Below are 13,705 nucleotides of genomic sequence, written 5' to 3' on the forward strand. Positions count from 1 at the left end.
ACCAGGAGCTGACAGACATGCGTAAGATCAACCTGGCGGTGGAAACCCTCGAGGTGCAGAGCTTCGCGACCTCCGAAAAGACCACGGGCCAGGGCACCGTGGTGGCGCACCAGCAGACCGTGCACGGGCAGCGCTGCGGCTCGGCGTACGACGCCTGCAACACGGGCCTGTGCACCGGCGACTGCGGCGAAACCTACAGCCCCGACGCCTGCCCCACCCAGTATCCCGAATACTGCTGAGCCGCCGCGGTCGTTTGATGGAGATCGACATCTGATCCCCATCTGATCGCACGGTGACGGGAAAGGCCGGGCCGCCCTCGTGGCGGCCCGGCCTTGCTGTATGAGGAGATTGCATCCGGCGTCTGCCCTGCCGCCCACCTCGGACGGAGACGAAGGAGCAGGGCGCGACCCGCGGGACCCTCTCCCCCGACCGGCCTTTTGCTCGTTCCTCGCAACGGCGGTCGACCCCTCCCCAACTTCGGGGGAGGGGTGGTGGGAGGGGAGGATCCGTGCGCATCGTCTGGCCGTCGTGGGCCTGACCCTCCACGCGCGACGGGCGTCGACGACACGAGCAGGTGAAGCCCCCGCCGGGCGAGCTCCGCGAGCCCAGCGCGGGGCTTATCGCTTTCCCAGCAGCGGATTTATCCGCCCATCCCGCGCCGTTCACCCCGCACCGCTCATCCCCCGCCACCCATCCTGCCGTTCTCATCCCCGCGCTCCTCACCCCCCACCCCACCCGCGAAATCCATCCCGATCAATCCCGGAAGAACCACCCCACGCCGAACAAGGTCCGCACGCCGGGCAGAAACAGGCCGGGGATGTCGAAGGCGCGGTCGCGGTTGAAGGCGTTCTCCATCCGCCAGAACGCCCGCACGTCCAGCACCCGCATCTGCACGTAGAAGTTGAACGTGGCGTACGGCTCCGTCAGCGTGTTGAACGCGCCCGAGTCTGCGCTGAACGTGAGCGACTTGCCGCCCACCAGCACCTCGGAGCGCAGCGTAGGCTCAAAGTTGCCGTTGAAGAACAGCCCGTGGTACTCCAGCGCCGCCCGCCCGAACCGCTGCGGCAGGTACGGCCGCTCCGGCACCGTAAGGAAGTCCGTGTAGGTGGCGTTGAAGCGCAGCTGCCGCCAGATCACCGGCAGGTCCACGTACGCCTCCACCGCCCCGATCGTCGCGCCGTCCGTGGGCTCCAGCCCCCGCTCGAACCAGAAGCCGAACGGCGACACCACGTCCAGGTCGTGCGCCACGAACGCCGCGCCCGCCAGAATGCTCCCCCGCGCCCACTCCGCCCCCGCGCGAAACCCGCTCGCCACCGACTCTCGGTCGCGGAACAGCACCACAGGCAGCGTGTCCTGCTGCGGGACGTCGGTCTCTACCTCCCCCGCCAGCGTCTTGACGACGATGGTGGAGTCGCGGCGAAAGCGCAGCGCGCGGTTCCCCGCGCCCACCGAGCCAAAGAGCGTGAACCCGCCGAACGGCCCCGCGCGCCCCGACGCCTCCAGCTCCACCCCCGTCGTCCCGCCGTGCGAAACCGCGCGCGCCTCGCCCCAGGCGGCAATCCACGGCCGCGGCGTCAGCTCCGCCCGCGCGGACAGCTCCGTGGCGTTGGCGGAGAATCCGTCCTCGTCCACCCGGTGAAAGCGCGCCGCGCCCGTCACCGTGCCCAGCGGAATGTCGACCGTGGCGCGCAGCATGGCCTGCACCGACTCGCGCTCCAGCGTGACCGAGTCGCCGGAGAGCGGGTTAAGCCAGCTGCGGCCGATGGCCCCGTCCAGCCACAGCCCGCCCGTGGGCGCGCACCACGCCGGCGCCGCCGCCGAGGTGCGCCCCGCCGCAGTGTCAGCCGCCGCGGAGTCGCCCGGGGCCGTGACCCTGCCGCCGGACGGGGCGGGCGCGGTGGCCGTGGTGTCGGCGCAAACACCGGGGCGGCCGAAGAAGCGTCCACGGCCGCGCAGAAACAGCTCGCCGCGGTCAAAGCTTTCCGTCGGCGGCTGCTCGGCCAGGTCGGTGACGCGCCGCTCCGTGTCGATCCCCGTGCTGCGGTACTCCAGCTGCAGCGCGCGGTCCGGCGCAAAGGCGTAGCTCAGCCGCGCCATCGCCGTGTTCTCGCTGAAGTCCGCCGCGCGGCGAAAGCCCGCCGTCTCTACCAGGTCCACTCCCGCCTGCACCAGCCACCGCTTTCCCAGCGGCCGCGCAAAGATGCCGCGCAGCAGCCGCGTGGCAAAGTCGCCCTCGCCGCCCTCGATCTGCGCGTAGGGGCGGCGGTCCGTCAGCCGCAGCGTCTCCAGGTCCACCCGCGTCTCCGTGAGCCCGCGCGTCACCCGCACCTCCGTCACGTCCACCAGCGGCACCTGCTGCAGGTCGATCACGCTGGCGTTCAGCGGGCGCAGCTCCCACCCGTCCAGGAACACCCGCAGCCGCCCGCCGCCGCTGGCGAACGCCGACACCCCCGCCGGCCGTCCCACCCCGCCCTCGCGGGTGATGACCAGGCCGGGGATGCGGTCCAGCAGGTCCAGCAGCGTAAGGCCGTGAAAGCGCCCCAGCTCCGCCGGCCCGAACACCCAGCTGGCCGCGCCGAACCCGTTCTGCCGCGGCTTGGGGTACTCGGGAAAGTTGGGCGCCGGCAGCGTGCTGTCGGCGGGGACGGAGTCCGGCTTGGCCTCGTCGGGGCTGGTGTCGCCGCGCACCGCCTCGCCGGGAATGGCGATCTGCGCGGAGTCCTGCCGCACGGCGGGGATAGTGTCCTGCGCGCGCAGCGCCGCCGCCGGCGTCAGCGCGGCGGCGGCAAGCCCGGCCAGCAGGACCGGGAAAAGGCGGCGGATGGGAGGGAGCGGGGTCACGCGGCGGCAGTACCCCCGCCCGCCGCCGCGCGGTCCATCACCCACTGCACAAAGATGCGCGTCGGCACGCCGCTGGCGCCCTTGGTAAGGTACGGGATCTTGCCGTCGCCGTACGCCGTCCCCGCCACGTCCAGGTGCACCCATGGCCACTCGCCCACGAACTCGCGCAGAAACCAGCCGGCGGTGATGGTCCCCGCCGCGCGCCCGCCGCTGTTCTTGATGTCGGCGTAGTCGCTCTTGATCAGCTCGCGGTAGTCGTCGAACATCGGCAGCTGCCAGCAGCGCTCGCCCGTGGCCTCGCCCGCGCGGATGATCTCCTGCACCAGCCCCTCGTCGTTCCCCATCACCCCCGTGGCCGTGTTCCCCAGCGCCACCACGCAGGCGCCCGTGAGCGTCGCCGCATCCAGCATCGCCAGCGGATCGAACCGCTTTGCGTAGGAGATGGCGTCCACCAGGATCAGCCGCCCCTCCGCGTCGGTGTTCACGATCTCGATCGTCTTGCCGCCGTGCGCGCGGACGATGTCGCCCGGCTTCATCGCCCCGCCGCCCAGCAGGTTCTCGCTGCTCGGAACGACGCCGATGACGTTGATGGGCAGCCCCAGCTCGGCGATGGCCTGCATGGCGGCGAGGGTCCCCGCGCCGCCGCACATGTCGAACTTCATGTCCTCCATCCCCGCCGCGGGCTTGATGGAGATGCCGCCCGCGTCGAAGGTCAGCCCCTTCCCCACCAGCACCAGCGGCTTCTGCCCCTCGGCCCCGCCCCGGTGCTCCATGATGATCAGCCGGGGCTCCTGCTCCGAGCCCTGCGACACGGCCAGCAGCGCGTTCAGTCCCTCCGCGCGCAGCTCCTCCGGCCCCAGCACCGTCACCGTGAGCCCGCGCTCGCGCCCGATGCGCTCCGCCGTCTCGCCCAGGTAGGTAGGCGTGGCCACGTTGCCGGGCAGGTTTCCCAGCTGCCGCGCCACGTTCTCCGCCCGGGCGATGATCTCGCCCACCCGCGCGCCCTCCGCCGCCGCGCCCTCGTCCGCGTCCGCGGGAAGGACGATGATCGCCTCCTCCAGCGCGACCGGCGCGGGCTTGTCCTCCGGCTGCGACTTGAGTTCGCGGAAGTCGTACGCGCCCAGCACCAGCCCTTCCGCCACGGCGCGCGCCGCCTCCGCCACCGGCAGCGCCGACGCGGGGAGGGCGAACGCCAGCGACGCGACGCGCGACTTGGCGGCCTGCTTGGCGGCGGCCCCGGCGGCGCGGCGCAGGCGCTCGGCCGTCACCTCCGCGCCCTTGGCCAACCCCACCAGCAGCACGCGCTCCGCCCCCCCGGCACCGTTCGCGGGAAAGACGAGCGTGGTCTCGCCAAAGCCGTGCTTGGCGTCGCCGCGCGCCAGCAAGGTGGACAGGTGCCCGCCCAGCGCCTCGTCGAGCATGCGGAAGGCGGCGTCCTGCTCGCCGCCCTCCAGCACGGGGACCACGAGGAGTTCGGCGGCGGGACGGGTGGAGCCGGCGGCGGAAACGGAGATCTTCATGGAGAAAACAAAGTGCCCAGGTTCAAGTGCCAGGGTTCAAGTCCAGAGGGATCAAGGCTCAGGTGCGCGTGAGAATCCCCACCGGGCACGTGAGCCTTGATCCTTGAACCTGCCCTTATCCCATGTTCTCGATGATCTTCCGCCCGAACTCCGAGCACGACACCTTGGTCGCGCCCTCCATCAGCCGCTCGAAGTCGTACGTCACCGTCTTGTTGCCGATGGCGCCTTCAAGCCCGCGGATGATGAGGTCCGCCGCCTCGCCCCACCCCATGTAGCGCAGCATCATCTCGCCGGAGAGGATGACGGAGCCGGGGTTCACCATGTCCTTGCCCGCGTACTTGGGCGCCGTGCCGTGCGTGGCCTCGAAGATGGCGTGGCCCGTCACGTAGTTGATGTTGGCCCCCGGCGCGATGCCGATGCCGCCCACCTGCGCCGCCAGTGCGTCGCTCACGTAGTCGCCGTTCAGGTTGAGCGTGGCGATGACGTCGTACTCCCTGGGCCGGGTAAGGATCTGCTGCAGAAAGGCGTCGGCGATCACGTCGTTGATGATCACCTGCTTGCCGTCCTTGTCGATCACCTGCCAGGGCCCGCCCTCGTAGTCGGTCGCGCCAAACTCGCGCTGCGCCAGCTCGTATCCCCAGGTCTTGAAGGCGCCCTCGGTGAACTTCATGATGTTCCCCTTGTGCACCAGCGTCACCGACTTGCGCCCGTGCCGCAGCGCGTGCTCGATGGCCGCGCGCACCAGCCGCTCCGTCCCCTCGCGGCTCACCGGCTTGATGCCGAAGCCGGACGTCTCCGGAAAGCGCACCTTGCGGTAGCGTGCGGCAAAGCTTTCCTGCAGCAGGGCGCGGAACCTGGCCGCGTCCTCCGTCCCTTCCTCGAACTCGATCCCCGCGTAGATGTCTTCGGTGTTCTCGCGGAAGATGGTCATGTCCACGTCGCCCGGACGCTTGACCGGCGAAGGCACGCCCTCGAACCAGCGGACGGGGCGCACGCAGGCGTACAGGTCCAGCTCCTGGCGCAGCGCCACGTTCAGCGAGCGGATGCCGCCGCCCACAGGCGTGGTGAGCGGGCCCTTGATGCCCACCAGGTACTCGCGAAACGCGTCCAGCGTGGCCGCGGGAAGCCAGTCGCCCGTCTGGTTGAAGGCCTTTTCGCCCGCCAGCACCTCCATCCAGCGGATGCGCCGCGAGCCGCCGTACGCCTTTTCGACCGCGGTGTCAAAGACGGGCTGCGAGGCCGCCCAGATGTCGGGGCCGGTGCCGTCGCCCTCGATGAACGGGAGCACGGGGTTCTCGGGAACGTTCAGCACGCCGTCGCTGATCGTGATGCGTGCGCCGTCCGTCGGGGCGCTGGGCCGCCAGTCGCTCATGGTCGGGAGTCGAAGTAAGGTGATGGTGTATGTGGAGCGCCGAAGCGCCGGTTAGCTGAGCGTGCCCGGTGCCGGGTCGAATCCGCCGTTGCCAGGCACCAGGTTCTTGAAGCCCTGACCCTAAACGTCGCGAGGCGCGGCGGGGTGCCCGCCGCGCCCCGATTGCGCGTTCGCCCTGCCGGTGCGTCAGCGCTGGTCCAGGGGCGTCACCTTGAGCCCGCGCGGGCCCAGGTAGTCGGACCCCGGGCGGATGAGCCGGTTGTCGGCGTACTGCTCCATCAGGTGCGCCGTCCACCCCGGCATGCGCGCCAGCGCGAACACCGCCGTGAACAGGTCCATCTCGATCCCCAGCGTGGTGTAGACCGAGGCGCTGAAGAAGTCCACGTTGGGGTAGATCTTCTTCCCCTTCTTCTCCATCTCCTCCGCCATCACGCCGCGGATCTTGTCCGACAGGTCCAGCCAGCGGGTCTCGCCCGCCTCCTGCATGATCTTGTCGGCCAGCTCACGCAGCACCGTGGCGCGCGGGTCGGTGGCCTTGTACACGCGGTGGCCAAAGCCCATGACCTTCTTGCCGCTGCCCAGCGCGCCGCGCACCCACTCGCCCGGGTCCTCGCCGCTCTCGTCGATCTCGCGCAGCATGTTCATCACCTCCACGTTCGCGCCGCCGTGGCTGGGCCCCTTGAGGGTGCCGATGGCGGAGGTGATCGCGGAGTACACGTCGCTCAGGGTGCCCGCCGTCACGCGCGCCGCGAAGGTGCTGGCGTTCATCCCGTGCTCCGCGTGGAGAACGAGCGCCACGTCCATCGTGCGGCAGCGGGTGTCGTTGGCTTCCTCGCCGTTGAGCATGTAGAGGAAGTTGGCCGCGAAGCTGAGGCCCGCCCTGGGCTGCAGCGGCTCGAGCCCGCGGCGGATGCGGTCGTACGCGGCCACGATCGTCGGCGTCTGCGCCGTGAGGAAGATGGCCTTGTGCCGCACCGACTCGGCGCTGATGTCGTCCGCGTCGGGGTCGAACATCCCCAGCGCGCTGATCGCCGTGCGAACCGCGGCCATGGGGTCCGCGTCCCTGGGATACGCACGGAGCATGTCCAGCACCTCGGGCCGCAGCGCGCTGTGCTGCTGCAGGTGCCCGCGGATCTCGTCCAGCTGCTCGCGGTTGGGCAGCTGCCCGTTCCACAGCAGGTAGCACACTTCTTCGAAGGTGGTGTTGCGGGCGAGGTCGTCGATATCGTACCCCGCGTAGATCAGCTCCCCAACCTCACCGTTGATGTCGCTCAGCTTGGACTGGGCGACGACGACCCCTTCGAGACCCTTGGCAGCCATTTCGACTTTCTCGGACGCGTTTGCGAGACTACATTTTTTCCGGCTCGTGCGGCCGGGCGGCGCGGCGGTTGCCTGCCGCACGGTCCGGGCCAGAAGCGCGGCCAACATAGCGACGGCCCGGGGCACCCCGCAAGCGGGCGCGGGGACAGTTTTTGAGGGATGCGGCTGAGCGGGATTCACCCGGGGGCGGAGGCTTTTGCAGGCGGAGAACGACGCCGACGACGTGCGGCGGGTGCTGGGCGGCGACGCGGCCCGGTACGAGGTGCTGGTGCGCCGCTATCAGGAAACCATGTTTCGCCATGCGTACGGCATGGTGGGCGACCCCGATGCCGCCGCCGACCTGGTTCAGGACTCGCTGGTCAAGGCGTACACGCGCCTGGGCACCTGCGACCCCGATCGGTTCGCGGCGTGGCTGTTCCGCATTCTGCGCAACCGCTGCAAGGACTACCTCAAGAGCCGCCGCCGCCGCGACGTGCCCCTGCTGGACGACGGCCCCCACGCCGCGCCCCCCTCCGACGACCCCGGCCGCACGCTGGACCGCACCGAGCTGGGCAAGGTGGTCTCCGACGCCCTGTCCCGCATCCCCGAGCCCCAGCGCGAAGCCTTTCTGCTCAAGCACGTCGAAGGACGCAGCTACGAAGAGATGGCCGACATGCTGGACGCCGGCATTTCTGCTTTGAAGATGCGGGTCATGCGGGCGCGGGAGGCACTGCAGGAGATGCTGCGGGACCGGGTGTGAGGTGAAGGCCTACACAGCGAATCATTGCCTCAGGCGGTCGGCACCAGGAATCGTAAGCAACCACCGTCCGGAGCTGGAGTAGAAGCTGCGCTCGCGCGAGATGCGCCCGTGCGAGGGTGACTTGGAAGGTCGTCGGGTCCGCGTCGAGTACTTTAGAGGCGGCACGAAGGCAATCGATACTTTCATTTAGCCGCGCGATGCCGTTCTCCCGCTCGCCCAACATCAACAGCGCCATGCCTAGGTTAAGATGGGTTGTAACCCAGTCGGGGGTGACCGGCTCCTCGAATCGTTCCTCCAGTGCAGCACGATATGCGGCGACTGCCTCCTCCAGGCGCGCAGTTCCACTCTCACGTTCCCCCAAAGTCCTAAGCGCGTTCGCCAAATCAATCTTGGTGGGGAAACCGAGCGGCATAAACTCGGGGGGGCGCTCCTCCAGCGCGGCGTAGTAGGCGCAAACCGCCTCCTCCAACCGCGCTGTGTCACCCTCACGCGTGCCCAGCGTGAGCAGCACCGACGCCAGGGAATCTTGAGTCTTGATCCGGTCGAACGGCACCCGCTCGCGAGTTTGTTCCTCGAGCGCCTCCAAGAATGCAGCTCTCGCCTCCTCTAGCCGCCCTGTGCTATTTTCACGCACTCCGAGGCTCACAAGCGCGTTACCCAAATAGTACTGAGTCCGGGCCCAGCGGAGCGGTACCCGCTTACGCGTATTCTCCTCAAGCACCGCGCGGTAGATTGTAACCGCCTCCTCCAGGCGCGCTGAGCCGCTTTCACGCACTCCCAAGCGCCAGAGCGCAAAGGCAAGATTGGTCTGAGTCGCGGCCCAATCGAGTGGCACTTTAGCCCGAGGTCGCTCCTCCAATGCGGCGCGAAATGCGCCGACCGCCTCCCCCAGCCGCGCAACGTCACCCTCACGCTCCCCTAACGCCAGCAGCGCAGTCCCAACGCTGCTCTGGGTCTTCGCCCAATCCAGCGGCAGACAATCCCGGGGGTGTTCCTCCAGCGCCGCACGAAATGCTGCAAGTGCCTCCTCTAGCCGCCTAGGATCGGCTCGATGGCTGCCGAGCGTGAAAAGCGTGGCACCAAGATTGTTTTGAGTCGCCGCCCATTGGAGCGGCACTCGCTCGCGAGTTCGTTCCTCAAGCGCCGCTCGTAAAACAGTAAGTGACTCCTCTAGCCGCACAATGCCGCCCACGCGCTCACCCAGGACATGCAGTGCCGAGCCCAACCTGTCCTGAGTCATTGCCCATTCGAGCGGCGACTCGGAACGCGAACGTTGCTGCCCTGCGCGACGCCATAATGAGATCGATTCCGTAAGTGCAGCAGTATCGCCGAATTCATTACCGTGCTGTTGAAGCACGATAGCCCGCCTGCAGAGGTAGTCAAATAGCGCATCAGGATCGAAGGATTCCACCAGCCGCTCTGCCTCTTCGTAGCGACTCGCAGCGTCCCGGTAGCGCAATTGCAGACGATCAACACCGGCCTCCGCAGCCAGCAGTGCGGCCTCGTCGCGGGCGTGCTGCTCCCGGGTGGCACGAAGGGCGGCACGCGCGTCGGCAAAGAGCCGGCGCGCTCCGTCCAGATCCCCGGTGTTGAGGAGTTGATTCCCCTCTGAAAGGGCTACGCTCGCGTTTGGGGTAGACTTCGCGAGTCTGGAAAGTTGCTCACGGAGGGCCCGGTATTCGTCCGCCTTGGTGGAGAGGCGTGTGAGAATCTCGCTGTCCTGGACTCCGCTCTCTCCAAGTTTCTCTAGGATCGACCGAAGCGCGGCGGCTGGAACCCCCTTCTCTGCCGCGATGGCCCTGAGGATCGCGTCCGTCCCCGCTTGGTGCTGCGCAGCCAAGTCCACCATCCCGCTTTCCAGCCGTGCCAGCGTGCCGCCGAAGCGCGCTTCGACCTGCGCCAGCCAGTCGCCTAGCGCGCCCAGGTTCGCAGCGTTCTGCAGAAGCAGTCCCGTGTGCAGCACCTCGCGAAAGGCGGCGTCCTTTTTGACCTGTTCCGCGAAGCAGATCCCGAACAGCTCCATGAAGCGCGGTGTTCCCCGGCCGCCGTTCCGGAGATGGTCGACAAATGCGTCGGGCACCGAAATCCCATCCAGCGCCGCCACCAGTTCTGACAGCACGGCATCTTCCATGGACGCAGCCCCGGCTGCGAGGCCTTCCAGGTCAGCCGAAGCCGGGGCGAGCGCGAGCAGGGCCTCACTGGTCACGGATGGCGGCAGAAGGGGCAGCGCGGCGGCGGATCGGCAGAATTCCAGGACGCGCCCGGAGAACGGATCCGCGCCCCCGCCAAGCCGGGCCAGCGGCAACTGCGCACGGTATTCCTCGGTCAGCCGCTTCAGGGCGTGGAGTTGGGCCTGGCGCACGCCGCGCGCGAGATCGTCGCCTTCCGGCCGTCTGGCCAGCGACGGCAGGCGGTCCTGGATGCGGCGAACGGTAGCCACAAACGTCCGGTCGGCAACGCCTTCCGCGATGCCTCCCATCGTCGCCGAGGCAATCCAGCCGATGCCCGCCACAGCAAGCGTTGTCACTGGTTCCATGACACCCTCATCAATCCGCTCACCTGCCAAATCCGATCTGGCATATCAGGACCCGCCGCCACGCACCAGCGACTCCCGTGTGATCTCCTCCAGCGAGCGGCAGCCGGCCAGCCCCATCGTCAACTCGAAGTCCGCCAGCAGGTTGCGGATCACCTCGCTCACCCCCTCCGCGCCAGCGAGCGCCAGCCCGTACACGTAGGGCCGCCCCAGGCACACGGCGCGCGCGCCCAGCGCAAGGGCCTTGAACACGTCCGTCCCGCCGCGGATGCCGCTGTCCATCAGCACCGGCATTCGCCCCGCGACGGCGTCCACCACCCCCGGCAGCGCGTCCAGCGTGGCGATGGCGCCGTCCACCTGCCGCCCACCGTGGTTGCTGACGATGATGCCGTCCATCCCCGCATCCACCGCCCGCCGCGCGTCGTCCGGGTGCAGAATGCCCTTGAGGACGATGGGCAGCCTGGTCCGAGCGCGAAGGAACGGAAGCTCGTCCCAGGTAAGCGAGGGGCGCGAGTAGGTGGCGATGAACTGCTGCACCGCCCGCAGCGGCTCCGCGCGGCGTACGTTCTTCCAGAACCCGCCGGGGTGCGACCGCGTCAGCTCCGCGAACGTCTTGAGCGACGAGAGGTTGATGGTGCGCCTGGCGTCCGCCGCGGGCCCGTCGGGAGGCGGCCCCTGCAGCGACTGGACAAAGACGGGGTCGGACAGGTACTGCGCGATCCCCTTGCCGCGCAGAAACGGCAGGTAGCCCAGGTCCAGATCCCGCGCGCGCCACCCCAGCATGGTGGTATCCAGCGTGACCACGATCGCCGAGCACCCGCACTCCTCCGCGCGCCGGACAAAGCTTTCCACCAGCGCGTCGCTCTTGCTCCAGTACAGCTGAAACCACCGCGGCGCATCGCGCATCGCCGACGCGCAGTCCTCCATGGGCCGCGATGCCTGCGAGGAGAAGATGAAGGGCACGCCGGACTCCGCCGCCGCCTGGGCCACCGCCACGTCCGCCTCGGGGTGCGCCATCTCCAGCACCCCGATCGGCGACAGCAGCACCGGCGCCGGCAGCCGCTCGCCGAACAGTTCCACCGACGTGTCGCGCGCCGACACGTCGCGCAGCATCCGCGGCACGATGCGCCAGCGTTCGAACGCCGCGCGGTTCTCGCGCACCGTGCTCTCCGAACCCGCGCCACCGGCCACGTACGCGTACGCCTCGGCGCTCATCGCCTCCTTGGCGGCCGCCTCCAGCCGTGCCGAATCCACCGGCACCGTCGGCGTTTTCCCCGCCACCCCCGCCAGGTAGATCTCGGACTGCCTGGCCAGCGCGCTCGGCCGCTCCGCCATCGTCATCCTCCTCCTGAAAGGATCCTGTCACGCCAAAGAGCCAGCGGAGCCGCCACGGACCAACTCCGTTGACTCCGTTAACTCCGTGTGAGGCCTTCTTTTCCCCTATTCCTTACTCCGCGCCTCCGCGCCCTCCGCGTCTTTCGCGTGAGACCCGCCGTTCCTCAGCGTGTGAGGCGATAGATGAGCAGCGCCGCGCGCTTTACCTGCAGCGGCAGCGTTTCCAGGTCAATGCGCTCGCCGGGCGCGTGGGCGCCGGAGCCGTTGGCGCCCAGCCCCGCCAGCGCGTCCACGTACGGCGCCACGAACGACACGTCCGCCGCGCCCCGGCGGCCGGGGTCCAGCGCCTCCATGGCCGGCGTGCCCAGGTCGCGGTTCACCGTGTTCAACAGGTCCAGCAGCGCCTGGTTGCCCTCCGTGGGCGGCATGGAGGGATAGCCTTCGCTGAAGACGATCTCCGCCTGCGTCTGCGGAAGGTGGCGTGCCACGATGGCCTGCATCCGCTCCCGCGTGCGACGCAGCTGGTCGTCGGTGAGGGTGCGGATGTCGCCGGTGACGACGGCCGTCTGCGCCACCACGTTGTTCTTGCCGAACGCCGTGCCGCGGCTCTCCCCCGCCTCGTGCCGCACGTCCGTCCCGCCGACGATCAGCCCGGGGTTGAAGGTAAGGTACTGCTCCCCGCGCAGCTCTTCGTGAAAGGCGGTCAGGATGCGCGCCGCCTCGTAGATGGCCCCGCTCCCCGTGCCCTCGCTGAACACGCCGGACGAATGCGCCGTCCGCCCGCGCACCGTGAGCGTCCACCCGCTGCTGCTGCGGCGGGCTACCGTGGCGTACTCCGCCGCGCTGTCGCGGGCGCCCGTCTCGAACTCCAGCGCCACGTCGCTGTCGCGCCCCGCCTGGATCAGCTCGCGCCGCGCGATCTCCAGCGGCCGCCCCGGCGCCTCCTCGTCCCCCGTCATGGCGACGGTGATCGTGGTCCCCTCCAGCGCCCCGGCCGCGTGCAGCGCCTTGAGCGCGTACAGGATCACGACGTCGCCGCCCTTCATGTCGTTCACCCCCGGCCCCGTGGCGTAGCGGCCCTGGCGCACGAAGCGCTGAAACGCGTCGTCGCGCTCGAACACCGTGTCCAGGTGGCCGATGAGCAGCACCTTGCGCCCGCGCGTCCCCTGCCGGTACGCGAACAGGTGCCCCGCGCGCCGCAGCGAGTCCGGCAGCGTGATCCACCGCGCGTCAAACCCCAGCGAGTCCAGCGGCGCCTGAAACGCGCGCCCTACCTGGCGCACGCCCTCCACGTTCAGCGTGCCGCTGTTGATGTTGACGATGCGCTCCAGAAACCCCACCGCCTCGTCCGCGTGCGCATCGATGTACTGCACGATGCGCTGCTCCTGCGGCGAAAGCCGCTGGGCCTGCGCAACGGCCGGCGCGGCGGCCAGCAGGGCGGCGGCGAGGATCGGGATGCGGATGGATCGGCTCACGGGGGCGGGCTCCTGCGGCTGCGGACAGGACGCCGCACGCGCCGCATGGGATGCGCGGCACCACGGCGGATGGACAGCGCAGGATAGCGAGGCGTGAACTCCGGATCAACCTGACACCGGAGCGGTTATTGCCAAACCTCACCTGCTCCCCGGAGGGACGGTGTCATCCTGAGGGAGCGCACACCCGTAGCGTTCCTGACCACAGAGCTTGTGCGCGACCGAAGGATCTTTGTCGGGTCGCGCGAGACCCAGCCCTCGGGAGCCGTTCAAGTCCCTCAATCAGGCAGACAAGGTCCTTCGGCCGGCGCCAACCCTTTGCGCGAAAGCAGTTTACGGGGCGGCGCCTCCCTCGGGAAGTCAACGCTGGTTGACGGTCAGCAACACTTTCTGAGCCTGAGGACGCTCGCTGGAAACGCGGAAGGCCCTAGCGCAATCTCACGCGACCTGCTTTGCAAGCGGGTCCAGCAGGTCGCACGCATAGTAGCTGCAAACCCGCTGCTTCAGTTCGGTGGCGCTCAGCTTCCGCGTGGGCTCCACCACCTGCTTCTTCCCGTGCACCCATTTGGGCTC

At 69.2% G+C, this 13,705-nt stretch carries 9 protein-coding genes; 2 read left to right on the top strand and 7 right to left on the bottom strand.

Annotated elements, in window-relative coordinates; translation table 11 throughout:
• Positions 1-17 precede the first annotated feature (17 nt).
• Positions 18-239: a hypothetical protein gene (locus ACOJUJ_RS16155; protein WP_420127927.1), complete on the top strand. Its 222-nt coding sequence runs from the start codon at positions 18-20 to the stop codon at positions 237-239.
• A gap of 514 nt (positions 240-753) precedes the next feature.
• On the opposite strand, the gene ACOJUJ_RS16160 is transcribed toward ACOJUJ_RS16155, so the two are convergent.
• The 4 genes from ACOJUJ_RS16160 to ACOJUJ_RS16175 all read right to left on the bottom strand — a co-directional run bounded on the left by ACOJUJ_RS16160 (position 754) and on the right by ACOJUJ_RS16175 (position 7,053).
• A complete protein-coding gene (locus ACOJUJ_RS16160) occupies positions 754-2,841 on the bottom strand; it encodes a hypothetical protein (protein ID WP_420127928.1) in 2,088 nt (695 codons plus the stop codon).
• Positions 2,838-4,361 carry a leucyl aminopeptidase gene (locus tag ACOJUJ_RS16165; RefSeq protein ID WP_420127929.1) on the bottom strand — a complete coding sequence of 508 codons (1,524 nt, stop codon included), beginning with the start codon at positions 4,359-4,361 and terminating at the stop codon, positions 2,838-2,840. The genes ACOJUJ_RS16160 and ACOJUJ_RS16165 overlap by 4 nt, the downstream gene beginning before the upstream one ends.
• Before the next feature lie 115 nt (positions 4,362-4,476).
• Positions 4,477-5,733 carry an NADP-dependent isocitrate dehydrogenase gene (icd, locus tag ACOJUJ_RS16170; RefSeq protein WP_420127930.1) on the bottom strand — a complete coding sequence of 419 codons (1,257 nt, stop codon included), beginning with the start codon at positions 5,731-5,733 and terminating at the stop codon, positions 4,477-4,479.
• Between the two features lie 186 nt (positions 5,734-5,919).
• Complete coding sequence (locus tag ACOJUJ_RS16175; RefSeq protein WP_420127931.1) at positions 5,920-7,053, bottom strand: citrate/2-methylcitrate synthase; 1,134 nt, start codon at positions 7,051-7,053, stop codon at positions 5,920-5,922.
• Positions 7,054-7,249: 196 nt separating this feature from the next.
• Here ACOJUJ_RS16175 and ACOJUJ_RS16180 point away from each other — a divergent pair, with 196 nt between their 5' ends.
• Positions 7,250-7,792 (top strand): RNA polymerase sigma factor, encoded by a 543-nt coding sequence (locus ACOJUJ_RS16180; protein ID WP_420127932.1) that lies wholly within the window; start codon positions 7,250-7,252, stop codon positions 7,790-7,792.
• On the opposite strand, the gene ACOJUJ_RS16185 is transcribed toward ACOJUJ_RS16180, so the two are convergent.
• From ACOJUJ_RS16185 to ACOJUJ_RS16195, 3 genes are all read right to left on the bottom strand, one after another.
• Positions 7,743-10,328, bottom strand: a complete 2,586-nt coding sequence (locus ACOJUJ_RS16185) for a tetratricopeptide repeat protein (RefSeq protein WP_420127933.1) — start codon at positions 10,326-10,328, stop codon at positions 7,743-7,745. The two genes, ACOJUJ_RS16180 and ACOJUJ_RS16185, sit on opposite strands and share 50 nt — an antisense overlap.
• A gap of 45 nt (positions 10,329-10,373) precedes the next feature.
• Positions 10,374-11,660 (bottom strand): lactate 2-monooxygenase, encoded by a 1,287-nt coding sequence (locus ACOJUJ_RS16190; protein WP_420127934.1) that lies wholly within the window; start codon positions 11,658-11,660, stop codon positions 10,374-10,376.
• Positions 11,661-11,824: 164 nt separating this feature from the next.
• Entirely contained in the window at positions 11,825-13,135 is a 1,311-nt protein-coding gene (locus tag ACOJUJ_RS16195) for a M20/M25/M40 family metallo-hydrolase (protein ID WP_420127935.1), read from the bottom strand.
• Positions 13,136-13,705: the final 570 nt, after the last annotated feature.

This window comes from Longimicrobium sp. (assembly GCF_048594345.1).
Classification (GTDB): Bacteria; Gemmatimonadota; Gemmatimonadetes; order Longimicrobiales; family Longimicrobiaceae; genus Longimicrobium.